Annotated in this window: 21 protein-coding genes and 1 pseudogene; 19 read left to right on the top strand and 3 right to left on the bottom strand. The window is 71.3% G+C overall.

The window, feature by feature from the left end:
* The first annotated feature begins 148 nt into the window (after positions 1 to 148).
* Both AB0L95_RS40130 and AB0L95_RS40125 read left to right on the top strand, forming a co-directional pair.
* Positions 149 to 1104, top strand: a pseudogene (locus AB0L95_RS40130) (GlxA family transcriptional regulator).
* Positions 1105 to 1121: 17 nt separating this feature from the next.
* Complete coding sequence (locus AB0L95_RS40125) at positions 1122 to 1757, top strand: DJ-1/PfpI family protein (RefSeq protein ID WP_365171328.1); 636 nt, start codon at positions 1122 to 1124, stop codon at positions 1755 to 1757.
* On the opposite strand, the gene AB0L95_RS40120 is transcribed toward AB0L95_RS40125, so the two are convergent.
* A complete protein-coding gene (locus tag AB0L95_RS40120; protein WP_365171326.1) occupies positions 1744 to 2493 on the bottom strand; it encodes an enoyl-CoA hydratase-related protein in 750 nt (249 codons plus the stop codon). The genes AB0L95_RS40125 and AB0L95_RS40120 overlap by 14 nt on opposite strands.
* A gap of 291 nt (positions 2494 to 2784) precedes the next feature.
* On the opposite strand from AB0L95_RS40120, the gene AB0L95_RS40115 reads away from it, so the two are divergent.
* The gene (locus AB0L95_RS40115) at positions 2785 to 3294 is read left to right on the top strand and encodes an ATP-binding protein (RefSeq protein WP_365171324.1); all 510 of its coding nucleotides are present in this window, start codon (positions 2785 to 2787) and stop codon (positions 3292 to 3294) included.
* Positions 3295 to 3411: 117 nt separating this feature from the next.
* On the opposite strand, the gene idi is transcribed toward AB0L95_RS40115, so the two are convergent.
* Positions 3412 to 4005 (bottom strand): isopentenyl-diphosphate Delta-isomerase, encoded by a 594-nt coding sequence (idi, locus tag AB0L95_RS40110; protein ID WP_365171322.1) that lies wholly within the window; start codon positions 4003 to 4005, stop codon positions 3412 to 3414.
* A 368-nt stretch (positions 4006 to 4373) separates the two neighbouring features.
* Positions 4374 to 5354, bottom strand: a complete 981-nt coding sequence (gene galE, locus AB0L95_RS40105) for a UDP-glucose 4-epimerase GalE (protein WP_365171320.1) — start codon at positions 5352 to 5354, stop codon at positions 4374 to 4376.
* A 384-nt stretch (positions 5355 to 5738) separates the two neighbouring features.
* Here galE and AB0L95_RS40100 point away from each other — a divergent pair, with 384 nt between their 5' ends.
* The 16 genes from AB0L95_RS40100 to AB0L95_RS40025 all read left to right on the top strand — a co-directional run.
* Positions 5739 to 7628 (top strand): DUF5941 domain-containing protein, encoded by a 1890-nt coding sequence (locus AB0L95_RS40100; protein WP_365171332.1) that lies wholly within the window; start codon positions 5739 to 5741, stop codon positions 7626 to 7628.
* Positions 7625 to 8377, top strand: a complete 753-nt coding sequence (locus AB0L95_RS40095) for a phosphocholine cytidylyltransferase family protein (protein ID WP_365171318.1) — start codon at positions 7625 to 7627, stop codon at positions 8375 to 8377. Before AB0L95_RS40100 ends, AB0L95_RS40095 begins: the two co-directional genes overlap by 4 nt.
* On the top strand, positions 8365 to 9426 hold the full coding sequence (locus tag AB0L95_RS40090; RefSeq protein WP_365171316.1) for an iron-containing alcohol dehydrogenase family protein: 1062 nt from the start codon (positions 8365 to 8367) through the stop codon (positions 9424 to 9426). Before AB0L95_RS40095 ends, AB0L95_RS40090 begins: the two co-directional genes overlap by 13 nt.
* A complete protein-coding gene (locus AB0L95_RS40085) occupies positions 9404 to 10183 on the top strand; it encodes a CDP-alcohol phosphatidyltransferase family protein (RefSeq protein ID WP_365171314.1) in 780 nt (259 codons plus the stop codon). Before AB0L95_RS40090 ends, AB0L95_RS40085 begins: the two co-directional genes overlap by 23 nt.
* On the top strand, positions 10180 to 11064 hold the full coding sequence (locus AB0L95_RS40080; protein WP_365171312.1) for a glycosyltransferase: 885 nt from the start codon (positions 10180 to 10182) through the stop codon (positions 11062 to 11064). Before AB0L95_RS40085 ends, AB0L95_RS40080 begins: the two co-directional genes overlap by 4 nt.
* A gap of 98 nt (positions 11065 to 11162) precedes the next feature.
* Positions 11163 to 12092: an ABC transporter permease gene (locus AB0L95_RS40075; RefSeq protein WP_365171310.1), complete on the top strand. Its 930-nt coding sequence runs from the start codon at positions 11163 to 11165 to the stop codon at positions 12090 to 12092.
* A complete protein-coding gene (locus tag AB0L95_RS40070) occupies positions 12085 to 12873 on the top strand; it encodes an ABC transporter ATP-binding protein (protein WP_365171308.1) in 789 nt (262 codons plus the stop codon). Before AB0L95_RS40075 ends, AB0L95_RS40070 begins: the two co-directional genes overlap by 8 nt.
* 363 nt (positions 12874 to 13236) lie before the next feature.
* The gene (hpnC, locus tag AB0L95_RS40065) at positions 13237 to 14139 is read left to right on the top strand and encodes a squalene synthase HpnC (protein ID WP_365171306.1); all 903 of its coding nucleotides are present in this window, start codon (positions 13237 to 13239) and stop codon (positions 14137 to 14139) included.
* Entirely contained in the window at positions 14136 to 15086 is a 951-nt protein-coding gene (gene hpnD / locus AB0L95_RS40060; RefSeq protein ID WP_365171304.1) for a presqualene diphosphate synthase HpnD, read from the top strand. Before hpnC ends, hpnD begins: the two co-directional genes overlap by 4 nt.
* On the top strand, positions 15086 to 15226 hold the full coding sequence (locus AB0L95_RS40055; RefSeq protein WP_365171302.1) for a DUF6380 family protein: 141 nt from the start codon (positions 15086 to 15088) through the stop codon (positions 15224 to 15226). The genes hpnD and AB0L95_RS40055 overlap by 1 nt, the downstream gene beginning before the upstream one ends.
* Positions 15223 to 16668, top strand: coding sequence for a hydroxysqualene dehydroxylase HpnE (gene hpnE, locus AB0L95_RS40050; protein WP_365171300.1), 1446 nt, complete (start codon positions 15223 to 15225; stop codon positions 16666 to 16668). The genes AB0L95_RS40055 and hpnE overlap by 4 nt, the downstream gene beginning before the upstream one ends.
* A 2-nt stretch (positions 16669 to 16670) precedes the next feature.
* A complete protein-coding gene (locus AB0L95_RS40045; protein WP_365171330.1) occupies positions 16671 to 17807 on the top strand; it encodes a polyprenyl synthetase family protein in 1137 nt (378 codons plus the stop codon).
* Between the two features lie 188 nt (positions 17808 to 17995).
* Positions 17996 to 19999, top strand: coding sequence for a squalene--hopene cyclase (gene shc, locus AB0L95_RS40040; RefSeq protein WP_365171298.1), 2004 nt, complete (start codon positions 17996 to 17998; stop codon positions 19997 to 19999).
* Positions 19996 to 20637, top strand: coding sequence for a 1-hydroxy-2-methyl-2-butenyl 4-diphosphate reductase (locus tag AB0L95_RS40035; protein WP_365171296.1), 642 nt, complete (start codon positions 19996 to 19998; stop codon positions 20635 to 20637). Before shc ends, AB0L95_RS40035 begins: the two co-directional genes overlap by 4 nt.
* A 5-nt stretch (positions 20638 to 20642) precedes the next feature.
* Positions 20643 to 21674: an adenosyl-hopene transferase HpnH gene (gene hpnH, locus AB0L95_RS40030; RefSeq protein WP_365171294.1), complete on the top strand. Its 1032-nt coding sequence runs from the start codon at positions 20643 to 20645 to the stop codon at positions 21672 to 21674.
* 4 nt (positions 21675 to 21678) lie between these two features.
* Positions 21679 to 21881 (top strand): flavodoxin-dependent (E)-4-hydroxy-3-methylbut-2-enyl-diphosphate synthase (locus AB0L95_RS40025; protein WP_365171292.1); only part of this gene is annotated, 203 nt, incomplete at its 3' end.

Raw genomic sequence — 21881 nt, 5'->3', positions numbered from 1 at the left:
CCTGGTCATGCTCACCCTCGCCGGCCCCCGCCCCCAACTCCCCGGACGCCAACCCGCCCCAGCATGACCCACACATACGGCAGGAGAGCCAGAAAAGGTGGGTTGTTCGTCGTTGCGGACATCCAGGGGCCCGCCAAGAATCGATGTCATGCGCACCCTCCTGGTCGTTCTCTTCGACGCGGTGCAGAGTCTCGACGTCACCGGGCCCGTGGAGGTCTTCGCGGGCGCCGAGATCTGCCGGCCCGGGACCTACCGCGTCGTCACCGCCTCCCTGGACGGGGCCCCTGTGCGGACCTCCAGCGGTCTGACCCTCGTCCCCGACCACGCCCTCGCGTACGCACCCGCCCCGCACACCCTGATCGTCCCGGGCGGCCAGGGGACCCGGAGCCCCGAGCCGCGCCTGATGGACTGGCTGCGACAGCACGCCCCCGCGCCGACCGCCTGGTCTCCATATGCACCGGTGCGATCCTGCTCGCCCGCGCGGGCCTGCTGGACGGCCGCCGGGCGACCACCCACTGGGCGTACTGCGACACCCTGGCCCGGAACCACCCGGAGATCGCGGTCGACCCCGACCCCATCTATGTGCGCGACGGCCGGGTCGTCACCTCGGCCGGTGTCACCTCCGGCATCGACCTCGCCCTGGCCCTGATCGAGGAGGACCTCGGCCGCGACACCGCCCTGACCGTCGCCCGCCACCTGGTCGTCTTTCTGCGCCGCCCGGGCAACCAGGCGCAGTTCAGCGCCCAGCTCGCCGCGCAGACGGCGCACCGCGCGCCCCTGCGCGAGGTTCAGCAGTGGATCAGCGAGCACCCGGCGGACGACCTCTCCGTGGAGGCGCTCGCCACCCGCTGCCGACTGTCGCCCCGTCACTTCGCCCGGTCCTTCAGGGCCGAGACGGGACTGTCGCCGGGCCGCTATGTCGACCGGGTCCGCCTCGAGCACGCCCGCCGTCTCCTGGAGGACACCGGCGACGGCATCCAGGAGATCTCCCGCGCCAGCGGCTACGGCACGCCCGAGGCGATGCGCCGTGCCTTTCTGAAGGCACTCGGCGCGGCCCCGGCCGAGTACCGCCGCCGCTTCCGCCCCGCCATCACCGCCGACTGATCCCCGAAGGGAAACACATGCAGATCGCGATCGTCCTCTACGACCGTTTCACGGCCCTCGACGCCGTCGGCCCCTACGAGACCCTCGGACGGCTCCCCGGCGCGGAGACCGTGTTCGTCGCCGAGCGGACCGGACCCGTGCGCAGCGACACCGGAGCCCTCGCGCTCCTCGCCGACAGGAGCCTGACCGAGGTGCCGGCGCCCGACATCGTGGTCGTTCCCGGCGGCCCCGGCCAGACCCCGCAGATGGACAACGAGGTGCTCCTCGACTGGCTGCGCACCGCCGACGCGACCAGCACCTGGACGACCTCCGTGTGTTCCGGCTCCCTGCTGCTGGCCGCCGCCGGGCTGCTCACCGGGCGTCGGGCCACCTCGCACTGGCTGGCCCTGGACTTCCTGGCGCGGTTCGGCGCCGAGGCCACGGGCGAGCGCGTCGTGTTCGACGGCAAGTACGTCACCGCCGCCGGTGTCTCCTCCGGCATCGACATGGGGCTCGCCCTGCTCGGCCGGATCGCGGCCGACGAGCACGCCCAGGCCGTACAGCTGCTGACCGAGTACGACCCGCAGCCGCCCTACGACGCCGGGTCCCCGCACAAGGCGCCCGCGCACCTCGTCGAGGAGTTTCGCACCAACAGCCGGTTCACCCTGAGGTAGTCCAGGTGAACCGGGGCGGTCTGCGCTCCAGGAACGCGGCGACGCCCTCCGCGGTGTCGCCGCCGGCGCGCGCCTGCTCCGCCCAGTAGGCCTCCCGGTCCGTCCGCCCGTTCGCGAACTCCTTGGCCGCGGCCTGTGTCAACTGGGAGCGCGAGACCAGGACGCGGGTGAACTCCGCCACCCGTTTGTCGAGTTCGCCCTCGGGCAGCACCTCGTCGACCATCCCCGTGCGCAGTGCCCGCTCCACATCCATCAACTCGCCCGAGAACAGGAGGTATTTGGCGGCACCCGGACCCACCAGCGCCACCAGCCGGCGGGTGGCGGAGGCCGGGTAGACGATCCCGAGCCTCGCCGGTGTCACCCCGAAGAGCGCGCCCTCTTCCGCGAACCGCAGATCGCAGGCCGCCGCGAGCTGCGATCCGCCGCCCACGCAGTGGCCGCGGATCGCCGCCAGCGTCGGCTTCGGGAAGGAGGCCAGTGCCTCCTCGGCCAGCACGGCCAGGCTCTGCGCCGGCTCCGACGACTCCCGCAGCGTCGAGATGTCGGCCCCGGCACAGAAGGTCCCGCCCTCGCCGGTGAGCACCAGCGCCCGGACGGCAGGGTCGGCCGCGAGTCCGTCGAGAAGTGGTGGCAGCGCCTCCCACATGCCGGCCGTCATCGCGTTCCGTTTGGCCGGGTGGTGGATGACGACGGTCGCGACTCCGTCGGTGACGCGGTGCAGCAACTGCGGCTCCATGGGCCGGATGCTATCCGTACCTCCCTGAGGTCCGGTCACGAAGGGTGCCTGGCCCGACCGGCACCGCCGCCCGGGCCGGCCGGGGTCCCGCCCCCGAACCCGTACAACCCGAAGAGTTCCGAAGTCGGTGCGGGGAAGGACAGGAGCGGTCACGCAGACGACGATGTCATGCACCAACGGTCAGAATGTCGTCGATACCCGCTGACTTGTGTTCAGTCATTCGGGACGGACCAGTGCATTCCCAACACTCGACGCGTGGTGACAATCGAGCGTGAGGGTGGCGACCGGGCTATGGAGAACAGAGGGCGGGGGGCCGACCCGCGCCCTGACCGCGGCGGGAACGAGCCGGACGGTCCGCGGCCGCCGGCGCCGCTGCCGTACGAGGGGGTCTGGCGGTTCACGGCCGCCGCCGTGGAGGCCTCGGTGCCGCAGGCCAGGCACGCCGTCCGGGATCTGCTCGGCCGCCAGGGCGTGCCCGTCTCGGACGACACCGTGCACGCCCTGCTGCTGATCGTCTCGGAACTGGTCACCAACGCGGTGCGGCACGCGGCGCTGCTGTCGCCGATGCTCGCCGTCGAGGTCGCCGTGGGCCCGGAGTGGGTGCGGGTCTCGGTGGAGGACGAGCACCCCTACCGCCCGAGCGCCCTGGAGGCCGACCACGGGCAGACCGGCGGTCGGGGGCTGCTGCTGGTCCGCGAGGTCACCAGGGAGGCAGGCGGCGTGTGCGACGTCGAGCACACGGCGAGCGGCGGCAAGGTGATCTGGGCCGCGCTCCCCCTCAAACCCGTACGGTTCCTCTGACCCTGATCCACACGGTCACGGGGAACAGTCACCCCGCCGCCACGGCTCCGCCCGCCTCGGGGTGTCCGTCCGCCCTGGGGCGGGCGTCCGGACGCGCGGGCCGGACGGACCCTCGGGTCACCAGCCCGCGGACGGTCCCGTCAGTTCTCTGATCGCCGGCCGCGCCGCGTCCAGGACCGTCATGAACCACGACGAGAACGGGTCCTTCGCGTGCCGCTCGGCAAGCTCTTCCGGGGTCACGAAGGCCGTCGCCCCGACCTCCTCCGAATCCGGACGCATCGGGGACTGCACAAGCCCGACGAAGAGGTGGTTGTACTCCTGCTCCACCAGGCCGGAGTCCGGGTCCGGATGGTTGTAGCGCACCGTGCCCGCCTCGGCCAGCAGCGACGGGGAGACCCCCAGCTCCTCGTACGTCCGCCGGGCCGCCGCCGCGAACGGAGCTTCGCCGGGATAGGGGTGGCCGCAGCAGGTGTTGGACCAGACACCGGGGGAGTGGTACTTGCCGAGCGCCCGCTGCTGCAGCAGCAGCCGACCGCGCTCGTCGAACAGGAACACCGAGAACGCGCGGTGCAGCTGCCCGGGCGGCTGATGGGCGGCGAGCTTCTCCGCGGTACCGATCGTGGTGCCGTTCTCGTCGACCAGCTCCAGCAGGATCGCGTCAGCGGTGCCGTTCGACGAACGGTGTGTCGCGGTGGCAGGTGTGATCGGCATACCCATCCTTAGCATCGGTTGTCCAGTCCCCAGTCTGCCGTACGAATCCGGCACTCCCGGCACTTCCTGACTCCCCGCATGTCCCCACCGGCTGCTCCGAAAGGGCCCTGCGGTCCACAGGGAACAGACGCCGGACGTGGCCGGATACCTGATCGTGATCGTGCCCGGTGCCACGGAGCGGGAACCGCCCCCGCCGTGCGCTCCGGGTGGTCGGCGCCCGGGCGCGCGCCCTGCATCCGGCGCGCGCGCCCGCCCGTCGCGCCGGTGGCTCGCCTCACGGCGTACGGGCACGCATGCGCGCGTGGCGCGCCTCACGGTGTACGGGCCCGCATGTGCGCGTGAGTCGCCTCACGGCGTACAGCCGCCGCTCAGCCGCGGCTCGCCTCCGGGTGGTGCAGCAGCCAGCCGCGCCACGCCGACTCCACCATCTCCCGCACCCCCCGCCGGGCACTCCAGCCGAGCTCCCGCTCGGCCAGCGCGGCCGACGCGACCGCACGGGGCGCGTCACCGGGGCGGCGCGGCTCGACGACCGGCGCCGTGGTGTCGCCGGTCACCTCGCCGATGAGCGTGACCAGTTCCCGCACCGACACGCCCTCGCCACGGCCGATGTTCACGGTCAGGTCGCCCGCGGCGCCCCCGGCCAGCCGTCGGGCCGCCGCGAGGTGTGCGTCGGCGAGGTCGGCGACATGGATGTAGTCACGTACGCAGGTGCCGTCCGGGGTCGGATAGTCGGCACCGAAGATCCGCGGCGCCTGGCCGCGGGTCAGCCGGTCGAAGACCATCGGCACGATGTTGAACACGCCCGTGTCGGCCAGCTCCGGCTCGGCCGCCCCGGCCACGTTGAAGTAGCGCAGACACACGGTCGCGATGCCGTGCGCCCGGCCCGCCGCCCGCACCAGCCACTCACCCGCGAGCTTCGTCTCGCCGTACGGGTTCATCGGGGCGCAGGGCGTGTCCTCCGTGACGAGGTCCACATCGGGGTTGCCGTAGACGGCCGCCGACGAGGAGAACAGGAACCGCTGGATCCCCGCCTCGGCGACCGCCTCCAGCAGCGTCGCGAGACCGCCCACGTTCTCCTGGTAGTAGCGCGTCGGCTGGGCCACGGACTCAGCGACCTGCTTGCGCGCGGCCAGGTGCACCACACCGGTGACCGCGTGCTCGGCGAGGACCCGCTTCAGCAGCCGCCCGTCCAGCGAGGAGCCGTGCACCAGCGGAATGCTCTCCGGGAGCCGCGTCGGCACGCCGCTGGAGAGGTCGTCCAGCACGAGGACGCTCTCGCCTTCCGCGGCCATCGCCCGCGCCACGTGCGCCCCGATGTAACCGGCCCCGCCGGTGATCAGCCATGTCATGGGCCCTCACCCTATGCCTGCCGAGTGAACCCGCCGGATCCCCGGTCGCCGTAGGCCCCGATCGCCAGGTGCGGCCGTATGCCCGGCGGCCGTATACCCGGGTAAAGGTGTCTTGCCGGGTGTGTCCGGTCGCGGTGCGGGCACGATGCCGGGAATGGGCGGGTCTGGGACCGCGGTTTGTTGCGCGCCCCACCGATCCTCGATGATGATCGCTACGGCGGACATACAGACCGGGTTGATCACTCCATGAACGGCCGGTGAACACCGGCTTCCCGGTATCCGATAGCCTCTGCCGACATGCCGCCCGGCCCCCGCCCCGGGTGCGCCCCACACCACACACACGACCGGCGCCCGTACGCGTCGGGCCTCAGGGAGTGAGTTCGTCTGTCGACCGCCATCCTCACCGGACAGCCGGTTCCCGGATCGTCGCTGGAGGGCGATCTGCGGTCCCTCGGCTTCGACGTGCGGGTCGCCACCGACGCCGGTGACGCCGAGACGCTCCTCGCCGCCGTGCCGGCGCACCAGCGGGTCGCGATCGTCGACAGCCGCTTCGTGGGGCATCAGCACGCGCTGCGGCTCGGTCTGACCGACCCCCGCTTCCCCGCCGCCGCCATACCCGGCGCCGTCACGGCGCAGCCCGCCGCCCGGCAGGCACTGACCCGCGCCCTCGCCCGGGAGAACTCCGCGGCGGCCGGTGGCGCGCACCCCGTGCTCTCGACTCCCGCCCCGCTCCCGGCGTCGCCCGAGCGCGGCGACCTGCCCGAGCGGACGGACGCCGTCACCGTCGCCGACAACCTCGCCGAGCGCCTCACCGAGGCCCTCGACGCCGACGGCGTCCCGGTCCACCGCCCCGAACTGGGCACACTGATCGCCGCCGTCCCCGCCGACCCGCAGGCCCGCAACGAGGCACGGCAGGCCGTCGCCTCCGTCGACGACGAGGCCGTCCGCCTGCGCAGCGCCGTCAAGGCCCGCGACGGCTTCTTCACCACGCACTTCATCAGCCCCTACTCGCGCTACCTCGCCCGCTGGTGCGCCCGCCGGGGCCTGACCCCCAACCAGGTCACCACCGCCTCGCTGCTCACCGCCCTGATCGCGGCGGGCTGCGCGGCCACCGGCAGCCGCGGCGGCTTCATCGTCGCGGGCATCCTGCTGATCCTGTCCTTCGTCCTCGACTGCACCGACGGTCAGCTCGCGCGCTACTCGCTGCAGTACTCCACGCTCGGCGCCTGGCTCGACGCCACCTTCGACCGCGCCAAGGAGTACGCCTACTACGCGGGCCTCGCCCTCGGCGCCGCCCGCGGCGGCGACGACGTATGGGCGCTCGCCCTCGGCGCGATGGTCCTGCAGACCTGCCGGCACGTCGTGGACTTCGCCTTCAACGAGGCAAACGTCGGGGACTCCGCGGCCACCGCCAACACCAGCCCCACCGCCGCTCTCTCGGACCGCCTCGACAGCGTGGGCTGGACGGTGTGGGTGCGCCGGATGATCGTCCTGCCGATCGGTGAGCGCTGGGCGCTGATCGCCGTCCTGACGGCGGCCACCACCCCCCGTATCACCTTCACCGTGCTGCTGATCGGCTGCGCCTTCGCCGCCAGCTACACCACGGCGGGCCGCGTGCTGCGCTCGCTCACGCGCAAGGCCCGCCGGACCGACCGTGCCGCGCAGGCGCTCGCCGATCTCACCGACAGCGGCCCTCTCGTCGAACTGCTGGTGCGTTCCGCCCGCGGCACCGCCCGCCGCGCGGCGCCGTACCTTGCCCTCGCCGGCGGGGTCCTGGTCGTCTGCACGACCCTGCTGTGGGGCGCCGGCTGGCAGAGCGTCCTGGGCGCCGTCGGCTATGTGATCCTGTCCGCCCTCGCCGTGCTGCGGCCCCTCAAGGGCCCCCTCGACTGGCTGGTCCCGCCCTTCTTCCGGGCCGCGGAATACGGCACGGTCCTGGTCCTGGCGGCCAAATCAGGGGTGAACGGAGTACTGCCGGCGGCTTTCGGGCTGGTGGCGGCCGTCGCCTACCATCACTACGACACGGTGTACCGCATCCGCGGCGACGCCGGCGCACCGCCGCGGATGCTGGTCCGCGCGGTCGGGGGGCACGAAGGCCGGACCCTGCTGGTCACGGTCCTGGCCGCGCTGCTCACCGCTGTGCAGTTCAAGGTCGCGCTCACGGTCCTCGCCGTCTACGTGGCCCTGGTGGTGCTCGCGGAGAGCATCCGCTTCTGGGTGGCCGCCCACAAGGGTGGCGCGCCCGCCGTACACGACGAAGGAGAACCCGCATGATCGGCCTCGTGCTGGCGGCCGGCGCCGGACGGCGTCTGCGGCCCTACACCGACACCCTGCCCAAGGCTCTGGTGCCGGTGGGGCCCGCGGGTATGGAGGACAGCCTCACGGTCCTCGACCTCACCCTCGGCAACTTCGCCGAGGTCGGTCTGACCGAGGCCGCGATCATCGTCGGCTACCGCAAGGAGGCCGTCTACGAGCGCCGGGAGGCCCTGGAGCGTAAGTACGGCCTGAAGCTCACCCTCATCGACAACGACAAGGCCGAGGAGTGGAACAACGCCTACTCCCTGTGGTGCGGCCGTGACGCCCTCAGCGACGGCGTGATCCTCGCCAACGGCGACACCGTGCACCCGGTCTCCGTCGAGAAGACGCTGCTCGCCGCCCGCGGCGACGGCAAGCGGATCATCCTCGCCCTCGACACGGTGAAGCAGCTCGCGGACGAGGAGATGAAGGTCGTCGTGGACCCCGACAAGGGCGTCCGCAAGATCACCAAGCTGATGGAGCCGTCCGAGGCGACCGGTGAGTACATCGGCGTGACCCTCATCGAGGGCGAGGCGGCCGGGGAACTGGCCGACGCGCTGAAGACCGTGTGGGAGACCGACCCGCAGCAGTTCTACGAGCACGGCTACCAGGAACTGGTCCACCGCGGTTTCAAGATCGACGTCGCTCCCATCGGTGATGTGCCGTGGGTCGAGATCGACAACCACGACGACCTGGCTCGGGGGCGGGAGATCGCGTGCCGGTACTGACGAGGCTCATCCCCTCGCCGGTCGTCGTCGACATCCGCCCGGGTGCCCTCGACGACCTGGCGAGCGTGCTCGCGGACGAGCGGATCTCGCACTCGGGCAAGCTGGCCGTCGCCGTCAGCGACGGTTCCGGCGCCCGGCTGCGTGAGCGGCTCACCCCCAGCCTGCCCGGCGCCACCTGGTACGAGGTCGGCGGCGGCACCCTCGACGACGCCGTCCGGCTGGCCGGCGACGTGAAGGCGGGCCACTACGACGCGCTCGTGGGCCTGGGCGGCGGCAAGATCATCGACTGCGCCAAGTTCGCCGCGGCGCGGGTCGGACTGCCGCTGGTCGCCGTCCCCACGAACCTCGCCCACGACGGTCTGTGCTCGCCCGTCGCGACCCTCGACAACGACGCGGGCCGCGGCTCCTACGGTGTGCCGAACCCGATCGCGGTCGTCATCGACCTCGATGTCATCCGTGAGGCCCCGGTGCGCTTCGTGCGCGCGGGCATCGGCGACGCCGTGTCCAACATCTCCGCGATCGCGGACTGGGAGCTGGCCAACCGCGTCAAGGGCGAGAAGATCGACGGCCTCGCCGCCGCGATGGCCCGCCAGGCCGGCGAGGCGGTGCTGCGCCACCCCGGCGGCATCGGCGACAACGACTTCCTCCAGGTGCTGGCCGAGGCGCTGGTCCTCAGCGGTATCGCCATGTCGGTGTCGGGAGACTCCCGCCCGTCCTCCGGCGCGTGCCACGAGATCAACCACGCCTTCGACCTGCTGTTCCCCCGGCGCGCGGCCGCCCACGGCGAGCAGTGCGGGCTGGGCGCGGCGTTCGCGATGTATCTGCGGGGGGCGCACGAGGAGTCCGCGTACATGGCCCAGGTGCTGCGCCGGCACGGGCTGCCCGTACTGCCGGAGGAGATCGGCTTCACCGTGGACGAGTTCGTCCGGGCCGTGGAGTTCGCCCCGCAGACCCGGCCCGGCCGCTACACGATCCTCGAACACCTCGACCTGAAGACCGACCAGATCAAGGACACCTACGTCGACTATGTCAAGGCCATCGGTAGCTGAACTCCGCCCCGTCGTCCACCCCGCCGGGGTGAAGGACCGGCGCAGCGGTGAGCACTGGGCGGGACGCCTCTACATGCGTGAGGTCTCGCTGCGGATCGACCGCTACCTGGTCAACACCAGGGTCACGCCCAACCAGCTGACCTACCTGATGACGGTCTTCGGCGTCCTCGCCGCTCCGGCGCTGCTGGTGCCGGGCGTCGCGGGCGCCGTGCTCGGCGTGGTGATGGTCCAGCTCTACCTGCTCCTCGACTGTGTCGACGGTGAGATAGCACGTTGGAAGAAGCAGTTCTCGCTCGGCGGCGTGTACCTGGACCGGGTCGGCGCGTATCTGTGCGACGCGGCGGTGCTGGTCGGATTCGGTCTGCGCGCCGCGGATCTGTGGGGCCCCGGGCGGATCGACTGGCTGTGGGCCTTCCTCGGCACCCTCGCCGCCCTCGGCGCCGTCCTGATCAAGGCCGAGACCGACCTCGTCGGTGTCGCCCGGCACCAGGGCGGGCTGCCGCCGGTCAAGGAGGCGGCGGCCGAGCCGCGGTCCTCCGGCCTCGCGCTGGCCCGCAGGGCGGCCTCGGCGCTGAAGTTCCACCGTCTGGTCCTCGGGATCGAGGCGTCGCTGCTGATCCTCGTCCTGGCGATCGTGGACTCGGTCAGGGGCGACCTGTACTTCTCCCGGCTCGGCGTCGCCGTGCTGGCGGGCATCGCGCTCCTGCAGACCCTGCTGCACCTCGTGTCCATCCTCGCCTCCAGCAGGCTGAAGTGAGCGGCGGCATAAGGGTCGGGGCGGTCGTCATCACGATGGGCAACCGCCCCGCCGAGCTGCGCGCCCTCCTCGACTCGGTCGCCAAGCAGGACGGCGACACCGTCGAGGTCGTCGTGGTCGGCAACGGCTCGCCCGTTCCGGACGTCCCCGACGGCGTCCGCACCGTCGAGCTGCCCGAGAACCTCGGCATCCCCGGCGGCCGCAACGTCGGCATCGAGGCGTTCGGGCCGGGCGGCACTCAGGTGGACGTCCTGCTCTTCCTGGACGACGACGGCCTGCTCGCCCGCGACGACACCGCCGAGCTGTGCCGCCAGGCCTTCGCCGCGGACCCCGACCTCGGCATCATCAGCTTCCGTATCGCCGACCCCGACACCGGCGCGACCCAGCGCCGCCATGTGCCGCGACTGCGTGCCTCGGACCCGATGCGCTCCTCCCGGGTCACCACCTTCCTGGGCGGCGCCAACGCGGTCCGTACGAAGGTCTTCGCCGAGGTCGGCGGACTGCCGGACGAGTTCTTCTACGCCCATGAGGAGACCGACCTGGCCTGGCGGGCCCTGGACGCGGGCTGGATGATCGACTACCGGTCGGACATGGTCCTGTACCACCCCACGACCGCGCCCTCCCGGCACGCGGTCTACCACCGGATGGTCGCCCGCAACCGGGTCTGGCTGGCCCGTCGTAACCTCCCCGCCGTCCTCGCCCCGGTCTATCTGGGGGTCTGGATGCTGCTGACGCTGCTGCGCCGGCCCTCGCGGGCCGCCCTGAAGGCCTGGTTCGGCGGCTTCAAGGAGGGCTGGACGACGCCGTGCGGTCCGCGGCGCCCCATGAAGTGGCGTACCGTGTGGCGGCTGACCCGACTGGGCCGGCCTCCGGTCATCTGACAAGCTCGATAGTCGGAAACAGCGGGTGGGACCCATGTCCCGGCTCCCACCCGTGCGCGGGCAGGCCGCGCGTCCCGAAACGGAGAGTTTGCCAACCTGTGAGTGAGACAACGCATGACGGCGGGGTCGCGGTGAGCGATCGCCCGTCGCCCGATGACGGGCTGACCGCGGCCGAGCTGGCCGCCAAGTACGGGCTCTCGGTGAGCGGCGCCCGGCCCGGGCTCGTCAGTTACATCCGCCAGCTGTGGGGGCGGCGCCACTTCATCCTCGCCTTCTCGCAGGCGAAGCTCACCGCCCAGTACAGCCAGGCCAAGCTCGGTCAGCTGTGGCAGGTCGCCACCCCGCTGCTGAACGCCTTCGTGTACTACCTGATCTTCGGGCTCATCCTGAAGGCCAGCCGGGGCATGCCGCACGGCACGTACATCCCCTTCCTGGTGACCGGTGTCTTCGTCTTCACCTTCACCCAGAGCTCGATCATGGCCGGTGTCCGGGCGATCTCCGGCAACCTGGGCCTGGTGCGCGCCCTGCACTTCCCGCGTGCCTCGCTGCCCGTCTCGTTCGCGCTGCAGCAGCTCCAGCAGCTGCTGTTCTCGATGATCGTGCTGTTCGTCGTGTCCATCGGATTCGGCAGCTATCCGAGGCTGTCCTGGCTGCTGATCGTCCCGGTCCTGGTGCTGCAGTTCCTCTTCAACACGGGCCTCGCCCTGATCGTGGCGCGGCTGGGTGCCCAGACCCCGGACCTCGCACAGCTGATGCCGTTCATCCTGCGCACCTGGATGTACATGTCCGGCGTCATGTTCTCCATCCACAACATGCTCGTCGGACGCCCCGAATGGGTGGTCCGCGCGTTGCAGGTGAACCCGGCCGCCGTCTACATGGACCTGATGCGCTTCGCGCTCGTCAAGGACTACGGTGCCGCGAACCTCCCGCCGCACGTCTGGGCCATCGCGCTGTTCTGGGCGGTGCTCGCCTTCGTCGGCGGGTTCGTGTACTTCTGGAAGGCGGAGGAGCGGTACGGCCGTGGCTGAGCAGAACACCGGGGCCAGGATCCCCACCGTCATCGCGGACGAGCTGCACATCGTCTACCGCGTCAACGGCGCCAAGACCGGCAAGGGCAGCGCGACCGCCGCGCTCAGCCGCCTCCTCAAGCGGGGCTCCGACGACACGGCGCGCGGGGTGCGCAAGGTGCACGCGGTCCGCGGGGTGTCGTTCGTCGCCTACCGCGGCGAGGCCATCGGGCTGATCGGGTCGAACGGCTCCGGCAAGTCCACCCTGCTGCGTGCCATCGCCGGACTGCTGCCCGCCGAGCGGGGCAAGGTCTACACCGACGGCCAGCCCTCCCTGCTCGGTGTGAACGCGGCTCTGATGAACGACCTGACGGGCGAGCGCAACGTCATCCTGGGCGGTCTCGCCATGGGCATGTCCCGCGAGCAGATCAAGGCCCGCTACGAGGAGATCGTCGACTTCTCCGGCATCAACGAGAAGGGCGACTTCATCACGCTGCCGATGCGCACCTACTCCTCCGGCATGGCCGCCCGGCTGCGGTTCTCCATTGCCGCCGCCAAGGACCACGACGTCCTCATGATCGACGAGGCCCTGGCCACCGGTGACCGCAAGTTCCAGAAGCGCTCCGAGGACCGCATCCGGGAGCTGCGCAAGGAGGCGGGCACGGTGTTTCTCGTCAGTCACAACAACAAGTCGATCCGCGACACCTGTGACCGCGTCCTGTGGCTGGAGCGCGGTGAGCTGCGGATGGACGGCCCGACCGAAGAGGTCCTCAAGGAGTACGAGAAGTTCACGGGCAAGTAGCAGCCGCCCATGACGGAGGGCCCGGCCGGTGCGTTTCGGCCGGGCCCCTCGACTGCAAAGGAAAGGCCAACTCTGTCTGGCCTTAGGAATCTTGACGCCAATCGGTGTGTTGTTGTGATCTGCAGGACACCCCGCCGGAGCTCCATTAGTTGTACAACGTAAGCTGTACCGGTGCTGATTCGCGGCAACTGGGGCGATAATGCCCTACACCCCCTACCTGCCGCGCTGCATGGACGGCCGGGCGGCGTGTCCGAAATAGGATGTATTGGGTCGGCAGTGTAGAACGGGAGATGTGACGGCAATGGCTACGGAAAGTCTCCAGCTCCGCGAGGCATGTGCCGTCTCCGCGCCGGGCGGCGAGCGGTGACCGAAGCCGGGACGACGCGCACCGGCGACCCGGAGCGCGCCACCCTCGACAAGGCCGCGGGCGAGAACTTCCCCGTGGCGCCGTTCTTCCTGCCCCGGGCCTGGCGTGCCGACCTGATGGCCGTCTACGGCTTCGCGCGCCTCGTCGACGACATCGGCGACGGCGACCTCGCCCCCGGCGGCGCCGACGCCCGTCTGCTCGGCGTGTCGCCCGAGGAGGCCGAGGACCGCCTCACTCTTCTGGACGCCTTCGAGGCTGATCTTTACCGCGTCTTCGACTCGACCCCGCGCCATCCCCTGCTGCGCCGCCTCCAGCCCGCCGTCCGGCGCGCCGGCCTCACCCCCGAGCCGTTCCTCGGCCTGATCGCCGCCAACCGCCAGGACCAGCTCGTCAAGCGGTACGAGACCTACGACGACCTCCTCGCCTACTGCGAACTGTCCGCCAACCCGGTCGGCCGGCTCGTCCTGGGCGTCACCGGCACCGCCACCCCCGAGCGCATCCGCCGCTCCGACGCGATCTGCACGGCTCTGCAGATCGTCGAGCACCTCCAGGACGTCGCCGAGGACCTCGGCCGCGACCGGATCTATCTGCCCGCCGCCGACATGAAGCGCTTCCATGTCCAGGAGACGGATCTCGCCATGAACGCAACCGGCGCATCGGTGCGCGCGCTGGTCGCGTACGAAGCGGAACGCGCCCGCGATCTCCTGAATGAAGGCGCCCCCCTCGTGGGTAGCGTCCACGGCAGGCTGAGGCTGCTGCTCGCGGGCTTCGTGGCGGGAGGAAGGGCGGCGATCGGCGCGATCGCCGCCGCCGAATACGACGTACTTTCCGGCCCACCCAAGCCCGGCAAGCTGCGGTTGCTGCGCGAGGTGGGCGTGACTCTGCGAGGAGAGGGGTGATCCGGGCCGTGGAGTCGGAACAGCACGTGTCCCCGCCGGTACTCGCCGCGTACAGCTACTGCGAGGCCGTGACCGGGCAGCAGGCCCGCAACTTCGCCTACGGCATCCGGCTGCTGCCGACGCCCAAGCGGCGTGCGATGTCGGCGCTCTACGCGTTCTCCCGGCGGGTCGACGACATCGGCGACGGGGTGCTGGCCGCCGACGCCAAGACCGCACGGCTGGAGGAGACCCGGGCGCTGCTGGACCGCGTCCGGGACGGAAAGGTGGCCGAGGACGACACCGACCCGGTCGCCGTCGCCCTCACCCACGCCGCGTCGCACTTCCCGATCCCGCTCGGCGGTCTCGACGAACTCATCGACGGCGTGCTCATGGACGTACGCGGTGAGACCTACGAGACCTGGGACGACCTGAAGGTCTACTGCCGCTGCGTGGCCGGGGCCATCGGACGCCTGTCACTCGGCGTGTTCGGCACGGAGCCGGGGGCGCGCGGCGCGGAGCGCGCGCCGGAGTACGCCGACACGCTGGGGCTCGCGCTGCAGCTCACCAACATCCTCCGGGACGTCCGCGAGGACGCCGAGGGCGGACGCGTCTATCTGCCCGCCGACGACCTGGCCAAGTTCGGCTGCTCGGCCGGCTTCCCCGGACCGACCCCGCCCGAGGGCTCCGACTTCGCCGGTCTCGTGCACTTCGAGGTACGCCGGGCCCGTGCGCTCTTCGCCGAGGGCTACCGGCTGCTGCCCATGCTCGACCGGCGCAGCGGCGCCTGCGTCGCCGCCATGGCCGGCATCTATCGCCGGCTCCTCGACCGCATCGAGCGTGAGCCCGAGGCCGTGCTGCGCGGCCGGGTCTCGCTGCCGGGACGCGAGAAGGCGTATGTCGCCGTGCGCGGACTGTCGGGTCTCGACGCCCGGAACGTCTCCCGGCGCACGGTCAGGAGGCGCGGCTGATGGGAGATCCCCTGAACGGTGAGGCCACCGGCGAAAAACGGCAGGCAACCCTCCGGTGCGGCGCGGCGTCCCTGACTGCGACGGTCCGCCGTGCATCGTTCAACCAGCATGGCGAACCGGCAGGGGAGGAAGCACGATGAGCGAGGCCACACAGCCGGACGGCCCACCCGCGGACAGGCCGGACCACCGCGCGGCGCCTGCCGTCTCCGGGGCGTCCGCCGTGGTGGTCGGCGGGGGACTCGCCGGGATCACGGCCGCGCTGGCGCTCGCCGACGCCGGAGTGCGGGTGACCCTGCTGGAGGGACGGCCGCGGCTGGGTGGTCTCGCCTTCTCGTTCCACCGGGGCGAGCTGACCGTGGACAACGGCCAGCACGTCTATCTGCGGTGCTGCACCGCCTACCGCTGGTTCCTCGACCGCATCGACGCGTCCGCGCTGGCTCCCCTGCAGGATCGTCTCGACGTGCCCGTTCTCGACGCCGACCGCGCTCCGGGGCGACGACTCGGCAGACTGCGGCGCGACGCGCTGCCCGTACCCCTGCACCTCGGGCGCAGCCTGGCCACCTACCCCCATCTCTCCCTCGCCGAGCGCGCCAGAGTCGGGCGCGCCGCACTCGCGCTCCGCGCACTGGATCTCACGGATCCCGCGCTCGACACGCAGGACTTCGGCAGCTGGCTGGCCGCGCACGGTCAGTCGGCGCGTGCCGTCGAGGCACTGTGGGACCTGGTCGGGGTCGCCACCCTCAACGCGGTGGCCGCCGATGCCTCGCTCGGGCTCGCCGCGATGGTGTTCAAGACGGGTCTGCTGTCCGACCCGGGCGCGGCCGACATCGGCTGGGCACGCGTCCCGCTGGGCGAACTGCACGACCGGCTGGCCCGCAAGGCGCTCGACTCCGCGGGCGTCCGTACCGAGGTCCGTACACGCGTCACCTCCATCTCCCCTAACGAAAACGGCGGCTGGAGCGTTCAGGTTCCCGGCGAGCACATCGAGACCGAGGCGGTGGTCCTCGCCGTACCGCAGCGCGAGGCGCACGACCTGCTGCCCGCCGGAGCCCTCGACGCCCCCGAACGACTGCTCGAGATCGGCACGGCGCCGATCCTCAACGTCCATGTCGTCTACGACCGCAAGGTGCTCGGCTGCCCTTTCTTCACGGCGCTCGGCTCCCCGGTGCAGTGGGTCTTCGACCGCACCGAGGCCTCCGGACTGCGGGAGGGCCAGTACCTCGCGCTGTCCCAGTCGGCCGCCCAGGACGAGATCGACGAGCCGGTGTCGGTGCTGCGCGAGCGCTATCTCCCCGAGCTCGAGCGGCTGTTGCCCGCCGCACGGGGCGCCGAGGTGAAGGACTTCTTCGTCACCCGGGAGCGCACGGCCACGTTCGCCCCCAGCCCCGGCGTCGGGCGGCTGCGGCCCGGCGCCCGCACCAAGGCCCCCGGCCTCTGCCTGGCCGGAGCGTGGACCGCCACCGGGTGGCCCGCGACCATGGAGAGTGCGGTCCGCAGCGGTGTCAGCGCGGCGGGCGCCGCGCTGGACGCCCTGGGCCGGTCCGGCGCCCACCTCCCCGACCTCTTCGAGGAGGCGGCATGACCATGAGCGCCCCTACGCACGGAACCGGTTCCCGCACCCCCGGTATCGCAACAAGAGGAGAGACTGTGCCCACTGTGCCCCCGGCCGAGACGGCCGCTCGAGAGACCGCGGTGGACGTGTCCGCGCTCCTGGAGCGCGGCCGGACCCTGGCCACGCCGGTGCTGCGGGAGGCAGTGGACCGCCTGGCGCCGCCCATGGACACCGTCGCCTCCTACCACTTCGGCTGGATCGACGCCGAGGGCAACCCCGCGGACGGCGACGGCGGCAAGGCCGTGCGTCCCGCTCTCGCCCTGCTCTCCGCCCAGGCCGCGGGCCAGGCGCCCGAGGTCGGCGTGCCCGGCGCGGTCGCGGTGGAACTGGTGCACAACTTCTCGCTGCTGCACGACGACCTGATGGACGGCGACGAACAGCGCCGCCACCGCGACACCGTGTGGAAGGTGCACGGCCCCGCCCAGGCCATCCTCGTCGGCGACGCGCTGTTCGCCCTGGCCAACGAGGTGCTGCTGGAGCTCGGCACCGTCGAGGCCGGCCGCGCCACCCGTCGTCTGACCAGGTCCACCCGCGCCCTGATCGACGGTCAGGCGCAGGACATCTCCTACGAGCACCGCGACCGCGTCAGTGTCGCGGAGTGCCTGGAGATGGAGGGCAACAAGACCGGCGCCCTGCTCGCCTGCGCCTCCTCCATCGGCGCGGTCCTCGGCGGCGCGGACGACACGACCGCCGACACCCTGGAGAAGTACGGCTACCACCTCGGTCTCGCCTTCCAGGCCGTCGACGACCTCCTCGGCATCTGGGGCGATCCGGAGGCCACCGGCAAGCAGACCTGGAGCGATCTGCGTCAGCGCAAGAAGTCCCTGCCGGTCGTGGCCGCGCTGGCGGCGGGCGGGCCCGCCTCCGAGCGGCTCGGCCGGCTGCTCGCGGAGGACGCCAAGAGCAGCGACTTCGAGAACTTCTCCGAGGAGGAGTTCGCCGCGCGCGCCGCGCTCATCGAGGAGGCGGGCGGCCGCGAGTGGACCGCCCAGGAAGCGCGCCGCCAGCACACGATCGCGGTCGAGGCACTGGCCTCGGTCCGGATGCCCCAGGAGGTGCGCGCGCAGTTCACGGCGCTCGCCGACTTCGTCGTCGTACGAAAGAGATGATCAATATCGGTCGAATACACCTCGCGTAGTCGCCGGCCGGTGTCTCCCCTCACTCCCGACCTCCCCCCACTCCCGACTTGTTCGAGCGGGGGGGGACCTCATGAGCGGGGGAGCCCCACCGCGCAGACCCACCGGCCGACGGCGGACCCACAGCAGCACGACTCGCACGACTGCACGAAGGGGAAGCCATGACAGCGACGACCGACGGAAGCACCGGAGCCCTGCCGCCCCGCGCTGCCTCGGCCAGCGACACAGACCTACCGCTCCCGGAGGCGGCCGGGACGGACGGCACTCGAGACGCCGCCGAGCGCGCCATGCGGCGCGCGACAGACTTCCTGCTCGCGCGACAGGACGCCGAGGGCTGGTGGAAGGGCGACCTCGAGACGAACGTCACGATGGACGCCGAGGACCTGCTGCTCCGTCAGTTCCTGGGCATCTCCGACGAGAAGACCACCCGAGCCGCCGCCCTGTTCGTCCGCAGCGAGCAACGCGAGGACGGCACCTGGGCCACCTTCTACGGCGGACCCGGCGAACTGTCCGCCACCGTCGAGGCCTACGTCGCCCTGCGCCTGGCGGGGGACGCACCGGACGAGCCCCATATGGCGAAGGCCGCCGCCTGGGTCCGTGAGCAGGGCGGTATCGCCGCCGCCCGCGTCTTCACCCGGATCTGGCTCGCCCTCTTCGGCTGGTGGAAGTGGGAGGACCTGCCGGAGCTGCCGCCGGAACTCATCTACTTCCCGAAGTGGATGCCGCTCAACATCTACGACTTCGGATGCTGGGCCCGCCAGACGATCGTGCCGCTCACCATCGTCTCCGCGAAACGCCCGGTGCGGCCCGCACCGTTCCCGCTGGACGAACTGCACACCGACCCCGACGACCCCAACCCGGCCCGGGACCTCGCATCGGTGGTCAGCTGGGACGGCGTCTTCCAGCGGCTCGACAAGGCGCTGCACCAGTTCCGCAAGGTCGCCCCGCGCCGACTGCGCAGGGCCGCGATGAACACCGCCGCCCGCTGGATCATCGAGCGGCAGGAGAACGACGGCTGCTGGGGCGGCATCCAGCCGCCCGCGGTGTACTCGGTCATCGCCCTGCACCTGCTCGGCTACGACCTCCAGCACCCCGTGATGCGCGAGGGCCTTGCCTCCCTCGACCGTTTCGCGGTGTGGCGCGAGGACGGGGCCCGGATGATCGAGGCGTGCCAGTCCCCGGTGTGGGACACCTGCCTCGCGACCATCGCGCTCGCCGACGCGGGTCTGCCCGCCGACCATCCGCAGCTGGTGAAGGCCGCGGACTGGATGCTCGCCGAACAGATCGTCCGGCCCGGCGACTGGTCGGTGCGACGTCCGCAACTCCCCTCGGGCGGCTGGGCGTTCGAGTTCCACAACGACAACTACCCGGACATCGACGACACCGCCGAGGTCGTCCTCGCACTGCGCCGGGTGGGCCACCCCGATCCGGAACGGCTGGAGAAGGCCATCGGGCGTGGGGTGCGCTGGAACCTCGGCATGCAGTCGAAGAACGGCGCGTGGGGCGCCTTCGACGTCGACAACACCAGCGCGTTCCCCAACCGGCTGCCGTTCTGCGACTTCGGCGAGGTCATCGACCCGCCGTCGGCCGATGTCACCGCGCATGTCGTGGAGATGCTCGCCGTCGAGGGGCTGTCCCACGACCCGCGCACCCGGCGCGGCATCGAGTGGCTGCTGGCCGAACAGGAGCCGGACGGCTCCTGGTTCGGGCGCTGGGGCGTCAACTACGTCTACGGCACCGGCTCGGTGGTGCCCGCGCTGACGGCGGCCGGCCTGCCCGTGGCGCACCCGGCGATCCGCAGAGCCGTGGCCTGGCTGGAGCGCGTGCAGAACGACGACGGCGGCTGGGGCGAGGATCTGCGCTCGTACCACAACGCCCGGGAATGGAGCGGCCGAGGCGCCTCCACCGCCTCGCAGACGGCGTGGGCGCTGCTCGCGCTGCTGGCCGCGGGGGAGGGGGAGAGCAAGGCGGCGCAACACGGCATCGACTTCCTCGCCCGGACCCAGAACGAGGACGGCTCCTGGGACGAGCCGTACTTCACCGGAACCGGCTTCCCCTGGGACTTCTCCATCAACTACCACCTCTACCGGCAGGTCTTCCCGCTCACCGCGCTCGGCCGCTACGTCCACGGCGAGCCGTTCGCCGGGGCCAAGGGGAGCAGATGAGCCGGAAGCCCGACACCGCCCCGCTGCTGATCGCCTGCGCGCTCGGCATCGAGCACCTCGCCCTGCGCAGCGGCGACCGCGGCGGGGCCGACGGGCGCGTCACACTGCTCCGTACGGGTATGGGGCCCCGGGCGGCGGAACGCTCGGTCATCCGGGCGCTCGCCGACCCGGAGCAGGCCGGGGCGGCCGTCCTCGCCACCGGCTTCTGCGCGGGGCTGGCTCCCGGTATGCACCCCGGTGACCTGGTCGTCGCCGAGGAGACCCGGGACCCGCGCGGCACCACCCCGTGCGTGGGCGCCGAGCTGCTGGTCAAGGAGCTTGTGCGCAGCCTGCCGGGGCGCACGGTCCATACCGGACCGCTCACCGGTTCGGACCATGTCGTCCGAGGTCAGGAGCGGTCGCATCTGCTCGCGACCGGCGCGATCGCGGTCGACATGGAGTCCGCGGCCACGCTGCACGGCGCCGTACGCACGGGCGCCCGCCCGGTTGCGGCCGTCCGGGTGGTCGTGGACGCTCCAGAACATGAACTCGTCCGGATCGGCACCTTGCGCGGTGGAATATCAGCTTTCCGCGTACTTCGTGCCGTCCTACCCGCTTTTTTCGAATGGCACCGTTCCTTGTTGCTCCCCCGGAGGTGAGCCAGATGGCCATGCCGCTGCGCCAGTCCATCAAGGTTGCGACGTATCTCTTCGAACAGAAGCTGCGCGGGCGGGAGAAGTTTCCGCTCATCGTCGAGCTGGAACCCCTCTTCGCCTGCAATCTGAAGTGCGAGGGATGCGGCAAGATCCAGCACCCGGCGGGGGTGCTCAAGCAGCGTATGCCGGTGGCCCAGGCCGTGGGTGCGGTACTGGAGTCCGGTGCGCCCATGGTGTCGATCGCCGGTGGCGAACCGTTGATGCATCCGCAGATCGACGAGATCGTGCGGCAGTTGGTGGCCCGCAGGAAGTACGTCTTCCTGTGCACCAACGCCATGCTGCTGCGCAAGAAGATGGACAAGTTCACGCCGTCGCCGTACTTCGCGTTCGCGGTGCACATCGACGGCCTGCGTGAGCGCCACGACGAGTCCGTGGCCAAGGAGGGTGTGTTCGATGAGGCCGTGGAGGCCATCAAGGAGGCCAAGCGGCGTGGCTTCCGGGTCACCACCAACTCGACCTTCTTCAACACGGACACCCCGCAGACCATCATCGAGGTGCTCAACTTCCTCAACGACGAACTGAAGGTGGACGAGATGATGATCTCGCCCGCCTACGCCTACGAGAAGGCGCCCGACCAGGAGCACTTCCTGGGCGTCGAGCAGACCCGCGAGCTGTTCAAGAAGGCGTTCTCGGGCGGCAACCGGCGCCGCTGGCGGCTCAACCACTCGCCGCTGTTCCTCGACTTCCTGGAGGGCAAGGTCGACTTCCAGTGCACGGCCTGGGCGATCCCGAACTACTCGCTGTTCGGCTGGCAGCGGCCCTGCTATCTGATGAGCGACGGGTATGTGCCGACGTACCGCGAGCTGATCGAGAAGACCGACTGGGACAAGTACGGCCGCGGCAAGGACCCGCGCTGCGCCAACTGCATGGCGCACTGCGGCTATGAACCGACGGCCGTGCTGGCCACGATGGGCTCCCTCAAGGAGTCCCTGCGGGCCATGCGCGAGACGGTGGCCCCGAACCCAGGAAACGACAGGTGAGGCCATGACCGCCGTTTCCTTGGGCATCCCCGAGGTACCGGCCCGGCCGATCGCGGAGCGACGCGTGTCGCGGCAGATCCAGGTCGGGCCGGTGGCGGTCGGGGGCGGGGCCCCGGTGTCGGTGCAGTCGATGACGACGACGCGTACGTCGGACATCGGTGCCACGTTGCAGCAGATCGCGGAGCTGACGGCGTCCGGCTGCCAGAT

The organism is Streptomyces sp. NPDC052036 (assembly GCF_040680495.1).
GTDB lineage: Bacteria > Actinomycetota > Actinomycetes > Streptomycetales > Streptomycetaceae > Streptomyces.
Note: the sequence above shows the minus strand (reverse complement) of the source record. Positions and strands in the feature narration are given on the sequence as shown.

Bases quoted from the DNA above. Each gene is read 5' to 3' on its own strand.
- AB0L95_RS40125 (WP_365171328.1), top strand. From the start codon at position 1,122: ATGCAGATCGCGATCGTCCTCTACGACCGTTTCACGGCCCTCGACGCC.
- AB0L95_RS40055 (WP_365171302.1), top strand. From the start codon at position 15,086: ATGGGAGATCCCCTGAACGGTGAGGCCACCGGCGAAAAACGGCAGGCA.
- AB0L95_RS40095 (WP_365171318.1), top strand. From the start codon at position 7,625: ATGATCGGCCTCGTGCTGGCGGCCGGCGCCGGACGGCGTCTGCGGCCC.
- idi (WP_365171322.1), bottom strand. From the start codon at position 4,005: ATGCCGATCACACCTGCCACCGCGACACACCGTTCGTCGAACGGCACC.
- AB0L95_RS40085 (WP_365171314.1), top strand. From the start codon at position 9,404: ATGTCAAGGCCATCGGTAGCTGAACTCCGCCCCGTCGTCCACCCCGCC.
- hpnE (WP_365171300.1), top strand. From the start codon at position 15,223: ATGAGCGAGGCCACACAGCCGGACGGCCCACCCGCGGACAGGCCGGAC.
- AB0L95_RS40120 (WP_365171326.1), bottom strand. From the start codon at position 2,493: ATGGAGCCGCAGTTGCTGCACCGCGTCACCGACGGAGTCGCGACCGTC.
- AB0L95_RS40045 (WP_365171330.1), top strand. From the start codon at position 16,671: ATGAGCGCCCCTACGCACGGAACCGGTTCCCGCACCCCCGGTATCGCA.
- AB0L95_RS40115 (WP_365171324.1), top strand. From the start codon at position 2,785: ATGGAGAACAGAGGGCGGGGGGCCGACCCGCGCCCTGACCGCGGCGGG.
- galE (WP_365171320.1), bottom strand. From the start codon at position 5,354: ATGACATGGCTGATCACCGGCGGGGCCGGTTACATCGGGGCGCACGTG.
- shc (WP_365171298.1), top strand. From the start codon at position 17,996: ATGACAGCGACGACCGACGGAAGCACCGGAGCCCTGCCGCCCCGCGCT.
- hpnH (WP_365171294.1), top strand. From the start codon at position 20,643: ATGGCCATGCCGCTGCGCCAGTCCATCAAGGTTGCGACGTATCTCTTC.
- AB0L95_RS40035 (WP_365171296.1), top strand. From the start codon at position 19,996: ATGAGCCGGAAGCCCGACACCGCCCCGCTGCTGATCGCCTGCGCGCTC.